At 61.7% G+C, this 16,128-nt stretch carries 14 protein-coding genes and 1 tRNA gene; 10 read left to right on the top strand and 5 right to left on the bottom strand.

Annotation, left to right across the window (positions count from 1 at the left end):
* The first annotated feature begins 111 nt into the window (after positions 1–111).
* The 3 genes from FHW96_RS15115 to FHW96_RS15105 all read left to right on the top strand — a co-directional run bounded on the left by FHW96_RS15115 (position 112) and on the right by FHW96_RS15105 (position 2,222).
* A complete protein-coding gene (locus FHW96_RS15115) occupies positions 112–672 on the top strand; it encodes an NUDIX hydrolase (protein ID WP_172341411.1) in 561 nt (186 codons plus the stop codon).
* 63 nt (positions 673–735) lie between these two features.
* Positions 736–1,836, top strand: coding sequence for a LacI family DNA-binding transcriptional regulator (locus FHW96_RS15110; protein ID WP_172341410.1), 1,101 nt, complete (start codon positions 736–738; stop codon positions 1,834–1,836).
* An 8-nt stretch (positions 1,837–1,844) separates the two neighbouring features.
* Positions 1,845–2,222, top strand: coding sequence for a TonB family protein (locus FHW96_RS15105; RefSeq protein ID WP_172341409.1), 378 nt, complete (start codon positions 1,845–1,847; stop codon positions 2,220–2,222).
* Between the two features lie 45 nt (positions 2,223–2,267).
* Here the strand turns inward: FHW96_RS15105 and FHW96_RS15100 are convergent, their stop codons facing one another.
* Both FHW96_RS15100 and FHW96_RS15095 read right to left on the bottom strand, forming a co-directional pair.
* Positions 2,268–3,695, bottom strand: a complete 1,428-nt coding sequence (locus tag FHW96_RS15100) for a DEAD/DEAH box helicase (RefSeq protein ID WP_172341408.1) — start codon at positions 3,693–3,695, stop codon at positions 2,268–2,270.
* Positions 3,696–3,842: 147 nt separating this feature from the next.
* Positions 3,843–4,415 carry a hypothetical protein gene (locus FHW96_RS15095; protein ID WP_172341407.1) on the bottom strand — a complete coding sequence of 191 codons (573 nt, stop codon included), beginning with the start codon at positions 4,413–4,415 and terminating at the stop codon, positions 3,843–3,845.
* Between the two features lie 188 nt (positions 4,416–4,603).
* On the opposite strand from FHW96_RS15095, the gene FHW96_RS15090 reads away from it, so the two are divergent.
* The gene (locus FHW96_RS15090) at positions 4,604–6,034 is read left to right on the top strand and encodes an FAD-binding oxidoreductase (RefSeq protein ID WP_172341406.1); all 1,431 of its coding nucleotides are present in this window, start codon (positions 4,604–4,606) and stop codon (positions 6,032–6,034) included.
* Between the two features lie 105 nt (positions 6,035–6,139).
* Positions 6,140–6,925 carry a SapC family protein gene (locus FHW96_RS15085; protein ID WP_172341405.1) on the top strand — a complete coding sequence of 262 codons (786 nt, stop codon included), beginning with the start codon at positions 6,140–6,142 and terminating at the stop codon, positions 6,923–6,925.
* 335 nt (positions 6,926–7,260) lie between these two features.
* Here FHW96_RS15085 and FHW96_RS15080 read toward each other — a convergent pair whose 3' ends face one another.
* Positions 7,261–8,214, bottom strand: a complete 954-nt coding sequence (locus FHW96_RS15080) for an N-formylglutamate amidohydrolase (RefSeq protein ID WP_172341404.1) — start codon at positions 8,212–8,214, stop codon at positions 7,261–7,263.
* 146 nt (positions 8,215–8,360) lie between these two features.
* Between FHW96_RS15080 and cpdR the strand changes: the two genes are divergently transcribed.
* The 3 genes from cpdR (at position 8,361) to FHW96_RS15065 (ending at position 10,572) form a co-directional block, all read left to right on the top strand.
* Positions 8,361–8,735, top strand: a complete 375-nt coding sequence (gene cpdR / locus FHW96_RS15075) for a cell cycle two-component system response regulator CpdR (RefSeq protein ID WP_168604570.1) — start codon at positions 8,361–8,363, stop codon at positions 8,733–8,735.
* A gap of 128 nt (positions 8,736–8,863) precedes the next feature.
* Positions 8,864–8,938 (top strand) — tRNA-Val (locus FHW96_RS15070).
* 158 nt (positions 8,939–9,096) lie between these two features.
* A complete protein-coding gene (locus FHW96_RS15065; RefSeq protein WP_172341403.1) occupies positions 9,097–10,572 on the top strand; it encodes an oligosaccharide flippase family protein in 1,476 nt (491 codons plus the stop codon).
* Here the strand turns inward: FHW96_RS15065 and FHW96_RS15060 are convergent.
* On the bottom strand, positions 10,549–11,451 hold the full coding sequence (locus FHW96_RS15060; protein ID WP_172341402.1) for a glycosyltransferase family 2 protein: 903 nt from the start codon (positions 11,449–11,451) through the stop codon (positions 10,549–10,551). The two genes, FHW96_RS15065 and FHW96_RS15060, sit on opposite strands and share 24 nt — an antisense overlap.
* A 236-nt stretch (positions 11,452–11,687) precedes the next feature.
* On the opposite strand from FHW96_RS15060, the gene FHW96_RS15055 reads away from it, so the two are divergent.
* Positions 11,688–12,908, top strand: coding sequence for an NADP-dependent isocitrate dehydrogenase (locus tag FHW96_RS15055; RefSeq protein ID WP_172341401.1), 1,221 nt, complete (start codon positions 11,688–11,690; stop codon positions 12,906–12,908).
* A 169-nt stretch (positions 12,909–13,077) separates the two neighbouring features.
* Here the strand turns inward: FHW96_RS15055 and FHW96_RS15050 are convergent, their stop codons facing one another.
* Positions 13,078–13,740 carry a tetratricopeptide repeat protein gene (locus FHW96_RS15050; protein ID WP_172341400.1) on the bottom strand — a complete coding sequence of 221 codons (663 nt, stop codon included), beginning with the start codon at positions 13,738–13,740 and terminating at the stop codon, positions 13,078–13,080.
* A gap of 262 nt (positions 13,741–14,002) precedes the next feature.
* On the opposite strand from FHW96_RS15050, the gene FHW96_RS15045 reads away from it, so the two are divergent.
* Positions 14,003–15,781: a cation:proton antiporter gene (locus FHW96_RS15045; RefSeq protein ID WP_172341399.1), complete on the top strand. Its 1,779-nt coding sequence runs from the start codon at positions 14,003–14,005 to the stop codon at positions 15,779–15,781.
* The last annotated feature ends 347 nt before the right edge of the window (positions 15,782–16,128 follow it).

Here is a 16,128-nt window from a genome sequence, read left to right as displayed (position 1 = left end):
GATGTTAACCACAACCGCCTATCAGGCCCTTATGCTTGCGCGTTCAACCTGATGCCTTGCACTTTGCCCCAAGCGGTGGTTAGCCGACAAGACGTTGCAACGGAGCCTTTGATGACCAAGGAAAAGATTGTCCAGACCTGGCGCGAGAGCGAGGAGCAGGTGGTCTGGCAGGGGCGGTTCATCGCAACCAAGCAGCGCGGCAACTGGGAATATGTCAGCCGCGCCCGCAACATCCGCGCCGCCGTCATTCTGGCCATCGACGAAGAGGATCATGTCCTGCTGGTCGAACAATTTCGCGTGCCGTTGAAGCGGACCTGCCTCGAATTGCCCGCCGGTTTGGTTGGCGATTCTGACGACAACGCCGATGAAGTGGCCACCGATGCCGCCCGGCGCGAGCTGATCGAGGAAACCGGCTATGATGCCGCGCGCATGGAGGTGGTGGGCGAATTCTACTCCTCGCCCGGCATGGTCACCGAGAGCTTTACCCTGCTGCGCGCCCATGGATTGACCAAGGTCGGCCCCGGCGGCGGGGTGGATGACGAAGAGATCATTACACACCGCGTGCCCCTTTCCGATATTGGCGCTTTTGTCGCCGCCCGCCGCGCCGAAGGCATGGCGATTGACGTGAAACTGTTGATGCTGCTCGCGCCTCAGATTATTGCGCGGGGGTGAAATCGACCGTGTGGCCCAATGGCCTCTGGACAAGTGATAGCAAAGAGGGCCAAGACCGCCGCCATGGGGGAAGATGATCGCCACAAAACCGCTAAGCTTCATTCGACCGACGAGGCCGAAGCGCTGATCGACGCCTCCAAGGCCAAGAAGCGCTACCGCGTCACGTCTTTCGATGTGGCTGCCGAGGCAGGCGTCAGCCAGTCCACGGTCAGCCGCGCGCTGGCCGGAGACCCGGTAGTCAGCGAGGCGACCCGCGCGCGCGTGGCCGCCGCCGCCGCCAAGCTGAACTATCATGTGGACGAGAATGCCGCCCGCCTGCGCACGGGCCGGACGGGCACTCTGGCTGTGGTGGTGATCTGCCGCCCGGATGAAGATATCAAGAACTTCAATCCCTTCCACTTTGCGCTTTTGGGCAGCGTTTGTGCGGCAGCCTCGCGGCGGCGACATGAAACGATCGTCTCGTTTCAGGGCGCGTCGGACCACCTGTGGGGCCTGTATCAGGAACAGCGCAAGGCCGACGGGCTGATCGTCATCGGCACCAGCGAGAACTGGGATGCGTGGGATTACTTCCACTCCATCGCCGCCGAGGGCGCGCATCTGGTCTGCTGGGGCAGCCCGCATGAGGACCTCGACTGGGTGCGGTCGGACAATATCGGCGGCGCGCGGATGGCAACCCAGCATCTGATCGATTCGGGCTATCGCAACATCGTTTGCATCGCCTCAAAAACCTCGGCTCAGCGCCAGTTCAAGGAGCGCTATGAGGGCTATGCCGAATTGCTGCGTGAACAGGGTATGGAGCCGCACCTGATCACCTTTGAGGAAGGCATGAGCCGCGATGAACAGGGGCGCCGCGCGGCGGTCGAACTGATCCGTTCGGGCGTGCCCTTCGATGCGATCTTTGCCTGCTGCGATGAAATGGCGCTGGGCGCGCTGCGGGTGCTGCGCGAACAGGGGATTTCGGTGCCAGAACAAGTCGGCCTGATCGGTTTTGACGGCATCCGCGCGGGCGCGCATTCCGCCCCGCCCCTCTCCTCGGTCGAGCCGGATTTCCAGACGGCGGGCGAAGTTCTGGTGGACCGGTTACTGTCGGTCATCGCCGGAACGCCAGGCGAAAAGAAGCGCGTGCCGGTGCGCTTGCTGCCGAGGGGCAGCAGTCGGAGATAAGGGAGCATATGCTGTTTGCGCTTTTGCTGGCCGTTCAGGCTGCACCCCCGGTTGAAACAGCAACGCAAGACTCATCCGCCGCTGCTGCACCGCAAACCGGGCAAGCCCCCAAGCTGAAAGCAATCAACGGCGCCTTCGATTACCCAAGAGCCGCGCTTGTCAAAGGCGTGGAAGGCGCCGTCTATTATCAGATGGCAATTCGCGTAGATGGCAAGCCTGCCAACTGCACCGTCACCAAGTCCAGCGGATCAGATGAACTGGACAAGGCGACATGCACCTACGCCCGCGAGTTCATGATCTTTGATCCGGCACGAAATGCTCAAGGCCTCCCGGTCCAAGGAGCCTATAATGGCAGGTTCGTTTGGTCCGTTCCGCAAAAGCGGTAAAGGCAAAGGGCCCCGCGCCGAAGCACGCAGCCCTTTGATCAACCCTTAAAGAGCGGAAACACCCAGGAATTCGGGAATCGGCCCATTCCATTCGCCCGGCTTTGACGGCGGATCATTGTCGCGCCAGCGGCCACGGCTGCGCTCTTCCTGACGATGCTCCCGGCGAGGGGCGCGTTCCTCGCGAACGGCGCGTTCCTCGCGAGGAGCTCGTTCTTCACGCTGGGGACGTTCCTCACGGCGCGGACGTTCTTCGCGAGCGGCCCGCTCTTCGCGCGCCGCGCGTTCCGGCGCCTTGCGATCGCGGGGCTTATGCGCGGCTTTCTCGGCCTTATCCTCGGCCTTCTCAACCTTCGGATCGATCTCCAGCTTGATTTCCGGGATCGCCCCCCCGGTCAGCTTCTCGACATTCTGGATCGCTTCCAGATCAGCGTCGCAATAGATCGTGAAGGCGCGGCCCGTGGCCCCGCCGCGACCGGTACGGCCGATGCGGTGGACATAATCATCGGGATGCCACGGCGTGTCAAAGTTGAAGACATGCGAAACGCCCTTCACATCCAGCCCGCGCGCGGCCACGTCCGAAGCGCAAAGGATGTTGATCGATCCGTCCTTGAACCGGTCCAGTTCGGCAATACGGCTCGACTGGTCCATGTCTCCATGGATTTCGCCTGCGGCAAAACCGTGGCGCTTCAGGCTCTTGGCCAATTCGCGCACAGTCGTCTTCTTGTTGGCAAAGATGATGGCCGTGGTCACGTTGTCGTGACGCAGCAGGTGGCGCAACACTTCACGCTTCTGCTTCGGGCCGCATTTCACCTTGTGCTGGGCAATGCTGGTGTTGTTGCTGGCCGGACGGGCAACCTCGATATATTTCGGGTTGCTCAGAAACCTGTCGGCCAGTTTCTTGATCGGCGGCGGCATCGTCGCGGAAAACAGCAAAGTCTGGCGCTGGGCCGGCAGCTTGGAGCAGATCGTCTCGATATCGGGGATGAACCCCATGTCGAGCATACGGTCCGCTTCGTCGATCACCAGCAGGTTGCAGCCCGTAAGCAGGATCTTGCCCCGCTCGAACAGGTCCATCAACCGGCCCGGCGTGGCGATCAGCACATCGACGCCCTCGGACAGGGCCTTGACCTGATCGCCCATCTGTACGCCGCCGATCAGCAGCGCCATCTTGAGATCATGGTTTTTGCCATATTTCTCGAAATTCTCGGCCACCTGCGCTGCCAACTCGCGCGTCGGCTCAAGAATGAGCGAGCGCGGCATCAGCGCACGACGGCGGCCATGGGCCAGAATGTCGATCATCGGCAGCACGAAACTGGCGGTTTTACCCGTGCCTGTTTGCGCAATACCGATAAGATCGCGCATCATCAGCACGGAAGGGATCGCCTGCGCCTGAATCGGCGTGGGCGTGTCATAGCCAGCAGCGGTAACGCTTTGCAGCAATTCGTCGGAAAGGCCGAGATCGGCGAAACTCATGGGTTTGGGGTGTTTCCGCAAGTGGGGGCATCCGTCCTACCCGTGGCCGGATGCGCAAAACCGCCGCCTTGGCGGGCAAGGCGGCGCGGGTGTCGGGGCATTAGCGCCAAATCATAGAGAAAGTCAAGAAAATCGCCCGAAACAGCCTTAACGGCGCGCCGGAACTTCGACCAGAGCGTGTAAATCGTGAATCAGGCAATTGGCGCCAGAGCGCGCGTGGATCTTGTCACGCTCAATGCAGATCTGGCCATCGGCGTTGCGCTCAACATAGAAACCGGAATAAAAATCATGGGCATGGCATGATTTATCCAGCCCCGCCGTGACCACGCGCGAATCGCGCAGAAAGAACAGCAGACGGTTGCGCGGTGCGCTCTGCACACTGACGATGGAGGAGGCAGGCAGGCATTTGCCCATGTTGCGCTCTTCCAGCCGGGTCGACCGGTCTTCCTGATCGTTTTCGATCACAAAGACCGGCGGGGGCACCGGGGGGCCCGGCGAAATGCGGATCGAAAACTGCTGCTGAATGCGCACCTGCTTGTAATCATCATCCAGATCAAGCCCGTGCCCTTGCATGGCATGCCATACTTTCTCGCCCGTATCGACCAGAGGCGCGGCCCCGGCGGGAGACTCACCATGAAGTAAAGCGACAAGACCCAGCGCGGCCACAGCTCCCCCAAACACCCAACGCCCCCGGCGCAAGCCGGAGCTGACGCCAGTCATGCGCCGCCAAAGGATCGGAAAGGGAAGCCTGACCATATATTTGCATGGTTCAACCCGCCCATAGGGCAGGCCAAACGTGTAACCCTCATGTCTGTTTGTCGGTCTTGTGACATAATCACATTTGTTTGAACAGCCGCTTAACCTCGTCCTTCTGGCCGCGACGCGGGGTCTGTGGCATAGGGCGGGCCATGACGCAGAATGACACCTTTCTCGCCGCCGCCGCCGCCCTTCTTGGCCCGCGCGGATTGACTTGTGATCCTGACCTTCTGGCGCCCTGGCTGACGGACTGGCGCGGGCGATACACCGGTGCGGCGATGGGGCTGGCCTCGCCCGCCGACAGCGGAGAACTGGCGCAATTGCTGGCGCTGGCCGGCGAACATAATGTGACGCTGGTTCCGCAAGGCGGCAATTCGGGGATGAGCGGCGGGGCAACGCCGGACGCCAGCGGAGCCTCGCTGCTGGTCTCGCTGCGGCGGATGAATGCCATCGGGCCCATCGATCTGGAAAATCGCCGCGTGACCTGCGGAGCGGGTGTGGTGCTGCAAAATCTGCATGAAGCGGCCGAGGCCGTGGGCCTGCGCTTTCCCCTCACGCTGGGGGGCAAGGGTTCGGCCACAGTGGGTGGGTTGATCTCGACCAATGCGGGCGGCACGCAGGTGCTGCGCCACGGCAATATGCGTTCACAGGTGCTCGGGCTGGAGGCCGTGCTGGCCGATGGCTCGGTCTATTCCGCGCTGACGCCGCTGAAGAAAGACAATCGCGGCTTCGACCTGAAACAGCTTTTCATCGGGTCAGAAGGCACGCTGGGCATCGTTACGGCGGCCACGCTGAAGCTGGAACCGGCGCTGGCCGACCGGCGCGTGATCTGGGCCGGGGTGGAAAGTATTCAAGCCGCACGCACGCTGCTGCTCCATGCCGAAAAGGCGGTGGGCGAGGCGCTGGAAGGGTTCGAGGTGATCCCCCACCCCAGCCTTGAGGCCGTGTTCGAGTACGCGCCCGACATGCGCTCCCCGCTGGAGGGCGCGCATGAATGGTATGCCCTGATCGAGGTGGTGGCCAACGCCGCGGACGCGCCGACGCTGGGCGAGCGGGTTGAGACGATGCTGGCCGAGGCGTTTGAGGCCGGGCTGTTGCAGGACGCAGCCATAGCCAACAGCGAATCGCAGGCCGAGGCTTTCTGGGGCCTGCGCGAAACTGTGCCCATGGCAGAGCGCAGCAAGGGCCCCGCGATGCAGCACGACATTTCCGTGCCGGTGGAAAAGATGCCCGACTTCATCACCGATGCGATTGCTCGCGTCGAAGCAGCCTATCCGGGCGTCCACGCGGTGGCTTTTGGGCACTTGGGCGATGGCAATGTGCATTTCCACGTAATCTCTCCGCCGGGCAGCGAACGCGCCGCATGGGAGGCATCCGATGGCAAGGCGATCAGCCGTTTTGTTCATGATCTGGTCACCCAATGGGGCGGTTCGCTCAGCGCCGAACATGGCATCGGTCAGATGAAAGTGGCCGAATTACAACGTCTTGGCGATCCTGCCTCGCTGGGCCTGATGCGCGCGATCAAATCCGCGCTGGACCCCAAAGGATTGCTCAACCCCGGAAAGCTGTTGCCCTTGGTCTGAAACCGTGCAGGGTGGCCTTGCCTTGGGCAAAACCGCGCCCTATGGCCTGCAATCTGAATATTGACCTTGTGGGGCCATTATCGCCCCAGTTTTCGGAGAGACCTCATGGCCAGCGCGCCGCAGAACGCCAACCTGCCGCTGTTCTACAACGACCTCGTTCCGCTCAACAGCCGGGACCATGCCAATTTCAAGAGCCAGAGCACCGACAAGGCGACCTGGTTGATTGGCCAGCATGCCGTGCCGCTGACGGTTGAGGAATTCCCGCAGGCCGCGCGCCATTTCCCCATCGTGTTTTCCAGCGGCGATCAGCCGGTTCCGCTGGCGCTGATGGGCCTGAACGAAGGCGTGAACGTTTTCGTCGATGCCGAAGGCAAGCTGACCTCGGAAGTCTATGTGCCGGCCTATGTCCGTCGCTATCCCTTCATGCTGGCCCGCCTGACGCCCGACGCGCAGGAGCTCTCGCTCTGCTTTGACCCCACCACCAATCTGCTGGGCGAAGAAGTGGACGGCGCGCCGCTGTTCGATGGCGAAACCGCCAGCGAAGCCACCAAGAATATGCTGCAATTCTGCGAAAACTTCGAAGAAGCCGGTATGCGCACCGCCGCTTTCGTTGAAGAGCTGAAGAAGCACAACCTGCTGATGGAAGGCGAAGTCGCCATCCAGCAGGAAGGCAATGAGCAGCCCTTCGTGTATCGCGGCTTCCAGATGGTTGATCAGGCCAAGCTGCGCGAAGTACGCGGCGACGTGCTGCGCGGCTGGAACCAGTCGGGCCTGCTGCCGCTGCTGTTTGCCCACCTGTTCAGCCTCGACCTGCTGCGCGAAATCTTCGCCCGTCAGGTTCAGCTGGGCCTCGGCCCGGTTGTCGTGCCGCAGGTGGCCCCGGTCGCCTGAACGCGTGACGCCATGGCCCATCGCGGGCCATGATGAAAACAGACCCCGCCCGGCTATGCGCCCGGCGGGGTTTTGTTTTGAATGAACCAAAAAGGATAAATTTCAATTCGTCGCATTTTCTTTTTTGAGTGATGCATTTTATCACTAAATGCTTGCGGCGGCGAAAATGTCAGGGTAATACACAGTCATCCGGTTGGCGCTTCCCTCATGGCCCGACTGGATTGGTGCAACTTCGGTTGCACTTCCTCCCTGAACCTTGGCCACCTCGCGCATCGCGCGAGGTGGTTTTTTATGTGCAGCATGGATCGTGCACCACCCCGATGATGCGCGCGCCTTTATTCCGCCGCTTCGGGCCAGGCCTCGGCGGAATGCTGGCCACCCATGGCCGCTACCTGGGCGCCCAAAGCAAGGACCAGCGAGGACAAGAGCCGCGCCATGGCATCGAAGCCCTCGCCGGTTTCGATCATTTGCGAATCGAGGTAGGCTGCGCGGTCCACCTCTAACTGCATGGCATGGACACCCCGACGCGGCGCGGCGTGGTGATCGAGCGCGAATCCCCCCGCATAGGGCCGATTATGCGCCGCCAGCACACCGGCACCCGCAAAATGCGAAAAAGCCCGCGCTACCAGCGCGCCATGACAACTGGCCCCGAAACGGTCACCCACAACAATGGTCGCCGATTCCTGCCCAATGATTCGCGGCAGGGGCGGCATCGAATGCAGGTCGATCAACAGCGCCGCGCCCCAGCGCTCACGCTCCTGCGCTACCAGATCGGCCAAAGCGGTATGGTAGGGCCTGTGAATCCCTTCGATTCGCGCCTCAACCTCGGCCCATGACAGACGCCCGCGCCAGATCTCGCCCATACCCGGCAGGCGCCGCGGCACCAGCCCCAGTCCGCTGCGCGCGCGGCCATTGGCGGGCGCAGGCCCCGGCGCGACAAGGCCAAGCATATCCCAATCGACATCATCATCCGCCCGGTTCAGATCGAGCATCGCGCGCGGCGCATGGGCCAGCATCAGCGCCGCGCCGGTTTCGCGCGCCACTGCCTCGGCCAGACGGTCAACAAGGCGATCTTCAAGCCGCAGGGCCGAGATATTGGGATGCCGCATCCGGGCCAGCAGATCAGACGGATAGCACCGCCCGCCATGGGGCGCGGCAATCACCACCGGCAGACGGGACACTGCCGGTGCAGAAATGGTAAACGCAGGGCTGTCATGCCCCGGGATCGCGCCACCATCGCAGCGGATCACACCCTCCGAATCGCCCATATCAGCCCGAATTTCGTCCATCCCCCACAGTGCGGCTTTCCCGGCCCGCTGTCAAAAGTAGCACATCGACCGAGGAGTGTTTCAAAACAGGGCATGGCAGAAATGGCAGAAGAACTCTGCTCCGGGCTGCGCTATATAAAGAGACAACGATAAAGAGAGTTAACGCCATGATCCGAATCCTGCTTGCCGAAGACGAAGCCGCCATGCGCACCTATCTGGCCCGCGCGCTGGAAAACGCTGGTTATGACGTGGTGGCAGTGGATCGCGGCACGGCGGCGCTGCCCTATCTGGAGCGAGAGCATTTCGACCTTTTGCTCTCCGACATCGTGATGCCCGAAATGGACGGCATCGAACTGGCCCAGCGCTGCGCCGAGGTCAGCCCCGACACCAAGGTGATCTTCATCACCGGCTTTGCCGCCGTAACCCTTAAGGCAAGCCGCGAAGCGCCCCAGGCCAAGGTGCTTTCCAAGCCCTTCCACCTGCGCGATCTGGTGGCCGAAGTGCAGCGCGTGTTTGGCCAGCCCAGCCAAATCAGCGTCTAAACAGGCCCTTACGCAAAAAAATTGCAATATTTCGCATAAGCCTCTTGCGCTAATCGCAGACCCCCGTTAGAGGCCGCGTCACACCCGGCGGACGCCAACAACGCCAACCGGGATGAACTTGAAAGTGTGGGCGTATAGCTCAGTGGTAGAGCACTGTGTTGACATCGCAGGGGTCGGAAGTTCAATCCTTCCTACGCCCACCATTCAAAAACCCGCTGCCGCAAGGCCAGCGGGTTTTTTGTTGTGTGCGCCTTTTGCGTGAAGCGCCGGTGCCTTCGGAGTAAATCTTTACCTCTGATGGCTAGAGCATGGGGACTATGATCTCTCCCCTATCCTGCATTCCGGTCGGTAGCTAAGCCCCATGTCGATTCGTGCTTCCATCGCATGGTCCATGGCCTCGCAATATCTGGCCTTTATCATCCAGTTTGGCGTCAGCGTCGTCATCTCGCGGCTCTACCTCAGCCCGTCGGAGTTTGGCGTCTATTCGGTGGCGCTGGCCGCCTCGATGCTGGTGTCGATGTTTCAAGATGCCGGGATCACCCGGTTTGTCTCAGGGCAAAGGGCGATGGACCCGGCCCATGTGCGCGAATACGCCGGGGTGGCGGTTTCCATCGCATGCACCGTGGCGGTTGTGCTGGGCGCGCTGGCGCCGGTTATCAGCCATGTCTATCACGACCCCACGCTGATCCAGCTGACGCTTATTATTGCGGCGGCCAGCTTTGTTAATCCCTTTGCGCTGATCCCGGTGGGCCTGCTGACACGTGAGATGAATTTCCGCGCGCTTTTTTTCGCCAATATTCTCAGCTCTTTGTCGGGCGGCTTGCTCAGCATCTATCTGGCCGCGCATGGGTTTGGTCCGGCCTCTATGGCGTGGGGTCTGCTGCTGGCGGCGTTTTTGCGCACCGGCATCGTCATGCGGTTTCGCACGGTTGTGCCGCGCTTTCCGCGCGATTGGGCCACGACGCGCCCCCTGCTTTCCTTCAGCGCCAATTCGTTCTTCATCAGCGCCAGCGGCGCCATCGGTATGCGCACCCAGGACCTGATCGTCGCCCGTCTGCTGGGCGTGCTGGCCACCGGCCTGTTCAGCCGCGCCACCGCGCTGTCGGCCCAGCTATCTACGCTGGTGACCAGCGGGCTGACTTCGGTGTTCTATCCCGCCTTTGCGCGCAAGCGTGATGCGGGCGATCCGCTGGCGCCCTCCTATCTGCACCTGACCGCCTGCAATACGGCGGTGAACTGGGCCGCGATGGTCGGGCTGGGGCTGGCCGCAGGGCCGCTGGTGCATTTGCTTTATGGGCCGAAATGGGCGGGCGTGGCGGTTTTGCTCAAATGGACGGCGCTGTCTGAAACGCTGTTTGTGGCGGTGCCGTTGCAGATGGATGTGCCGATCCTGCTGGGCCGTATTCGCACACTGATCTGGGTGAACTGGATCGACACGGCGATCATCATCGGCTGCCTGACCGTAGCTTGCTTTATCGGGGTGGAGGCTGCGGCGGCCAGTCGCATCGTCTATGGGCTGTTTTGGGTGGCAATCTATGGGGTGTTTCTGGCGCGGCTTATGCATTTTCGCTTTGCCGATCTGCTCAATATCTATTGGCGCAGCGCGGTGGCAGCCTATGGCGCGGGCATCCCGTTGATTGTGGCGCAGGACTGGCTGGGCATGGGTGCGAGCGATATTGGCTGGGGTCTGTTGATTGCACTGTCGGCGACCGGAATTCCCTGCTGGCTGGCCTGCCTGTTTCTGGTGCGCCATCCCGCCACCATCGAGATCAGCGCCGTCGCGACGCGGGTTTACGCAGTGGCGATGGTGCGTTTAGGCCGCCGCTCGGCGGCCTAAACAGGTGGCGGCATAGCTGGCCGCCACGCGCAGTTCCAATTCATCACGGAACCGCTCAGCCGAAGTCCCCGCACCCATCAGTCGTCGCGCCGCGCAGCCCGCAATCTTACGCCAATACCAGCGCTGGGCCAGCATGTTGGGCCGCGAGAGCAGCGTGTCGCAAGTGGCCAGATCGCGCCCTTCGCGCCGCGCCCATTGGCGGAAATAATCGCGGTTCACGCGCGCCGGCTGCAACAGATGAGTCACGCCGAAATCAGGGCAATAAAAGCCCCGCTTGCCCTGATCGGTCAGCCATTGGTTAAGCCAGCGGTCCTCGGCCGTGTTAAAGCAATCGGGATAAGGGCCGAATTCTTCGAAGATTTTTGCCCGCAGCGCGCAATTTCCCTGTGTCAGCATCCCGTGAAAGCCCGGCGCAAACTGGCGACGCTGGGTCCCATGATCGATGAAGCCCAGCGCGCCGTTGAAACCGTCGGGCAGCCATTCCGGCAAGGAACTGCCCTGAGGAAACAGCACGGGTCCGGCGATATAATCAGTGGCCGGATCGGCAAATTCGCGCGCGATGGCCTGAAGCCAGCCCGGTACGATGCGTTCGTCATCGTCAAAACAGGCGACGATCTGGCCGCACACCACCCCAAGCGCCGCATTCAGGGCATGCTGCGGGCCGGGGCGCACCTCATAGAGCGGCACCAGAGCATCGCCATAGCGCGCACGCAGATCCGTCAGCACAGCCTGTGTATTGTCGCTCGACGCATTGTCCACCACCAGCAGGCGCGCATTGATCCCACGCGTATCCGCGGCAAAGAAGGAGGCCACCGCCTCGGGCAGCATGTCGGCGCGATTATGGGTGCGCAAAATAACATCGACATCAAGGGCAGACATGCAAAGCTCCTCATCGGAGGCAGACAAGCACTCCGGCCAGATTAACCTAGAGCGGCCGCGTTAAAATAGCCTTGCCCATGGGTGCGAGAGCGGTGGAGAGGCGTTTATTTGCTATGACTTCGCAATATCAAAAACTATCTCACCCCACGCCGCCCAATGCGAAAACCCGCCCTTGCGCGGCGGAAATCCTATGCTAGGGGGAATGCAAGCCACTCCACCCCAGGGAACAAAAGCACATGGCAAAAATCAAGGTAGCCAACCCCGTTGTCGAGATCGACGGCGATGAAATGACCAAGATCATTTGGCAGTGGATCCGTGAACGACTGATCCTGCCCTATCTCGACATCGACCTGAAGTATTACGACCTGTCGGTGGAAAACCGTGACGCGACCAACGATCAGGTGACGGTCGATTCGGCCAACGCGATCCGCGAATATGGCGTTGGCGTGAAGTGCGCCACCATCACCCCCGACGAAGCCCGCGTTGAAGAATTCAACCTCAAGGAAATGTGGAAGAGCCCCAACGGCACGATCCGCAACATCCTTGGCGGCGTTGTGTTCCGCGAGCCCATCGTGATCTCGAACGTGCCCCGTCTGGTGCCGGGCTGGACCGACCCCATCGTGGTTGGCCGTCACGCCTTTGGTGACCAGTACAAGGCCACCGACTTCCTCGTTCCCGGCAAGGGCAAGCTGCGCCTCGTCTGGGAAGGCGAAAACGGCGAAGTGATCGACCGCGAAGTGTTCAACTTCCCCTCGTCGGGCGTCGCCATGGCGATGTACAACCTTGACGATTCGATCCGCGATTTCGCCCGCGCCTCGTTCAACTATGGCCTCGCGCTGGGTTGGCCGGTGTATCTGTCCACCAAGAACACCATCATCAAGAAGTATGATGGCCGCTTCAAGGACCTGTTCGCCGAAGTCTTCGCCACCGAAGGTTTCGCTGAAAAGTTCAAGGATGCCGGCATCCACTACGAACACCGCCTGATCGACGACATGGTGGCCTCGGCACTCAAGTGGTCGGGCAAGTTCGTCTGGGCCTGCAAGAACTACGACGGCGACGTCCAGTCGGACACCGTTGCACAGGGCTTTGGCTCGCTGGGCCTGATGACCTCGGTTCTGATGTCGCCCGATGGCAAGACCGTCGAAGCCGAAGCGGCCCACGGCACCGTGACCCGTCACTATCGCCAGCACCAGCAGGGCAAGGCGACCTCGACCAACCCGATCGCTTCGATCTTCGCATGGACGCGTGGCCTGATCTATCGCGGCCGTTTCGACAACACCCCCGAAGTGGTGAAGTTCGCTCAGACGCTGGAACGCGTCTGCATCGAAACCGTCGAGAGCGGCAAGATGACCAAGGACCTCGCGCTGCTCATCGGCCCCGAACAGGGCTGGCTGACGACCGAAGCGTTCTTCGAAGCCATCGTGCAGAACCTCGAAGCCGAAATGGCCAAGGCGTAATCGCCCTTCGGTCTTTCGATGACGAAAAGAGAGGCTCGGGAAACCGGGCCTCTTCTTGTTTGCGCGTTTTGCGCGGGGGCATGAATAGAAGGGCCGAGGCCAAATAAAAAGGGCGCCTGCGTGAACAGGCGCCCTTCAGCTTCCCCCCTGAAAGAGGGTCATTAGGGTCTTAGCCGCCCTTCTGTTCCATGGCCGCCCGCTTACGGGCGATATATTGCAGTTCGCCAAGCGCGACCTTGTTTTGCGGATCGTCGCTCAGACTGTCCCGATAGGCTTTCTCCCCACCTTCGAGATCCCCTTTATCCACCAGCAGATTGCCGATGCCGCGCAGTGCCGCCGCGCGATACTTCTGCTGCCCCGGCGCCGAGGCCAGTTCAGCGGCATGGCGATAGGTTTCCATCGCACCCGCCTTGTCGCCGCTGGCCCGATAGGCATAGGCCAGTTCGACGAAGTAGCGCGGATAATCGGGCGAAAGTTGGGTCAGCTGCTCAAGAGCCTCAACCGCATCGGTGCGGCGCCCCAGCTCGGTCAGCGCAAAGGCGCGCAGATAGAGCGCATCGCACAAATCCGCGTCCAGAACCCGAACCCCGCGCGCGATCGAGCCATCATGCTGGCAATAAGGCCGGGCAGAACCCTTGCTCATCCCCTGCAGCTTGCCCATCGCCGGTTCCAGCAACGCCAGCGCATCGGCCGAGCGCCCCGAACGCATCAGATCCATGGCCGCCGCGACAGGCGAAAGCGCCATCGAGGTCGAGGGCGATTCCACCTGAACCGCAGCGGCCATGGTCACCGGCGTAGCAAGATCGGCGGCCTGCGCAGGGATGGCGAGCACGCCAGCGGCCGAAACCGCATATCCTGCTAACAGCAACCAAATCCGCTTACCGGTCTTACGCATCCAACAAATCCCCAAACTTCTTTTCGTTGAAGAGAGGCTAACCGATTCGCCCCGACTGGAAAAGCGAAAAATGCAATGGATGTTGCAAGATTTGCAACAGATAGTGTTTTTATGACTAAGTCATGACAAAACCGCCACATTCCATGTCTGCCCCCGATCCAGCCGTGACATGCACGCCCCCATGCCCTAGCCTGCCTCCATGGCTCATGTTTCTTTCTCTCCCTCCACGCCTCTGGGCGATGCGCTGGTCATTCTGGGCGCAGCGGGCATCGTTATCCCGGTTTTCGCCCGTTTTCGTATTACGCCGGTGATCGGTTTCATTCTGGTCGGCCTGCTGGTCGGCCCCTATGGTCTTGGCCGCCATGTGGCCGACGCGCCGTGGCTGGCCTATATCACGATCACGGATGCGCAGGCGCTGGCGCCCTTTGCCGAATTCGGCATCATCCTTCTGCTGTTCTCGGTCGGGCTCGAACTGTCCTTTGATCGCCTCTGGGCCATGCGCAAACAGGTGCTTGGGCTGGGTGCGGCGGAATTGCTGCTGGCGGCACTGGCGCTAGGGGTCGGGCTGAAGCTGATGGGGCAAAGCGCGGCGGGCGCGATCGGGCTGGGTTTTGCCTTGTCCATGTCCTCCACCGCGCTGGTGCTGCCCATCGCCGGATCCACGACGCCGGTGGGCCGCGCCGCACTCGCCATGCTGCTGTTCGAGGATCTGGCGCTGGTGCCGATCATCTTCCTGCTGGGCGCAATGGCCCCGCGCGCCGGAGGTGCGGGCTGGATGGAACTGGCGCAAACGCTGGGTTACGGCGCGCTGGTGGTGGCGGTGCTGATGGTCTTTGGCCGCTATATGCTGCCCCATCTGTTCGCTCAGGCCGCGCGCACCAAAAGCCCCGAACTCTTCCTCTCGGCCAGCCTGCTGGTGGTGATCGTAGCCGCGCTGGCCACGGCGGGCGTTGGCCTGTCGCCCATCGTGGGTGCGCTGATCGCGGGCCTGCTGATCGCCGAAACCGAATATCACACCGAAGTCGAAGGCATCATCGCCCCGTTCAAGGGTCTGGCACTAGGCGTTTTTCTGATCACCGTCGGGATGAGCATCGACCTTGCCGCAGTCGCGCAAAACTGGGTGGCGATCATCGCTGCCACGGCGGGGGTGGTCGTGGTCAAGGCAGCGGTGACGGCGGGCATCCTGCGTCTGACCGGCGCGCGGCGCGGCGTTGCTACCGAGGCGGGCATCCTGATGTCCAGCCCTTCGGAAACCACGCTGATCGTGCTGGCCACCGCCAGCGGCGCGTCACTGATCGCGCCTCCGACCGCCCAATTCTGGCAAACGGTAACGGCCCTGGGCCTGACCGTGACCCCGCTCTTGGCTTGGGGGGGACGACGACTTGCGCGCCGGGTCGATGCCGCCTCTCATCATGCGCAAAATCTTGATGAGGAAACCGCCTCCCACGCCGTGATCATTGGTTTTGGTCGTGTCGGGCGGCTGGTCGCGGATATGCTCAAGGCTCATGACAAGCCCTATGTGGGTGTAGATTCCGACCCCGACCTGATCGCCGGCGCCGTGCGTCAGGGCTATCGTGCGACGTTCGGTGAGGCATCATCGAGCCATATGCTTGAAAGACTTGGCCTAGATCGCGCCAATTGCGTCATCCTGACCATGGATGAACCGCGCACGGCCCAGCGTCTGGTCAAGAAATTGCGCGCGCAATATCCGGACCTGCCGATTCTCGCCCGCGCCCGCGACACGGTCCACGCCGCCGCCATGTATCGCGCCGGGGCCACCCATGCGATCCCCGAAACGCTGGAGGCGACACTGCAATTGTCCGAGGCTGTGCTGGTCGAACTGGGCGTGCCGATGGGCTTCGTCATCGCCTCGATTCACGAAAAACGCGACGAATACCGCGAGATCATCATGCATGATGGCGGCTTGAGCGAAAAACCCAAACTGAAAAGCAGCAGCCTGCGCGAACGCGTAGGTTAGACAGGATCGCCGGGCGCAGAGCGATGCGCCCGGCGGCATTCGCGCATCATGTCATGCGCCACAGTCTAGTCATTCCGGTCGGGGTTACCCTTGGGCTCAATCCGTATCGGACGTCCGCTGTCCCGTAAAAAATTATAAATACCCAGAGTGCCGATCCCCGTTTGGCTTTACCGTCTGCGCGGCCTGCCGATCACCGCATCGGCCTCCACTACGTGAATTCGACCCCAGCATCATACTTCTGCAGAAAAAGCGCGGCGCATAGCAGTCAGGTTCTCAATGCCGTGCTGCATGCTTTCATACGTGCCGGTCCGATCGCCACGGCGGTCCGCCAAAAGCAAAAGGGCCAC

It is taken from the genome of Novosphingobium sp. SG751A, from assembly GCF_013149295.1.
GTDB lineage: Bacteria > Pseudomonadota > Alphaproteobacteria > Sphingomonadales > Sphingomonadaceae > Novosphingobium.
This window is presented reverse-complemented; position numbering and strand designations above follow the sequence as displayed.

Excerpts from the sequence above, each read along its gene's own strand:
- FHW96_RS15095 (WP_172341407.1), bottom strand. The coding sequence starts at position 4,415 with ATGACTGGCGTCAGCTCCGGCTTGCGCCGGGGGCGTTGGGTGTTTGGG.
- FHW96_RS15085 (WP_172341405.1), top strand. The coding sequence starts at position 6,140 with ATGGCCAGCGCGCCGCAGAACGCCAACCTGCCGCTGTTCTACAACGAC.
- FHW96_RS15110 (WP_172341410.1), top strand. The coding sequence starts at position 736 with ATGGGGGAAGATGATCGCCACAAAACCGCTAAGCTTCATTCGACCGAC.
- FHW96_RS15115 (WP_172341411.1), top strand. The coding sequence starts at position 112 with ATGACCAAGGAAAAGATTGTCCAGACCTGGCGCGAGAGCGAGGAGCAG.
- FHW96_RS15090 (WP_172341406.1), top strand. The coding sequence starts at position 4,604 with ATGACGCAGAATGACACCTTTCTCGCCGCCGCCGCCGCCCTTCTTGGC.
- FHW96_RS15060 (WP_172341402.1), bottom strand. The coding sequence starts at position 11,451 with ATGTCTGCCCTTGATGTCGATGTTATTTTGCGCACCCATAATCGCGCC.
- FHW96_RS15080 (WP_172341404.1), bottom strand. The coding sequence starts at position 8,214 with ATGGACGAAATTCGGGCTGATATGGGCGATTCGGAGGGTGTGATCCGC.
- FHW96_RS15105 (WP_172341409.1), top strand. The coding sequence starts at position 1,845 with ATGCTGTTTGCGCTTTTGCTGGCCGTTCAGGCTGCACCCCCGGTTGAA.
- FHW96_RS15100 (WP_172341408.1), bottom strand. The coding sequence starts at position 3,695 with ATGAGTTTCGCCGATCTCGGCCTTTCCGACGAATTGCTGCAAAGCGTT.
- cpdR (WP_168604570.1), top strand. The coding sequence starts at position 8,361 with ATGATCCGAATCCTGCTTGCCGAAGACGAAGCCGCCATGCGCACCTAT.
- FHW96_RS15055 (WP_172341401.1), top strand. The coding sequence starts at position 11,688 with ATGGCAAAAATCAAGGTAGCCAACCCCGTTGTCGAGATCGACGGCGAT.
- FHW96_RS15065 (WP_172341403.1), top strand. The coding sequence starts at position 9,097 with ATGTCGATTCGTGCTTCCATCGCATGGTCCATGGCCTCGCAATATCTG.
- FHW96_RS15045 (WP_172341399.1), top strand. The coding sequence starts at position 14,003 with ATGGCTCATGTTTCTTTCTCTCCCTCCACGCCTCTGGGCGATGCGCTG.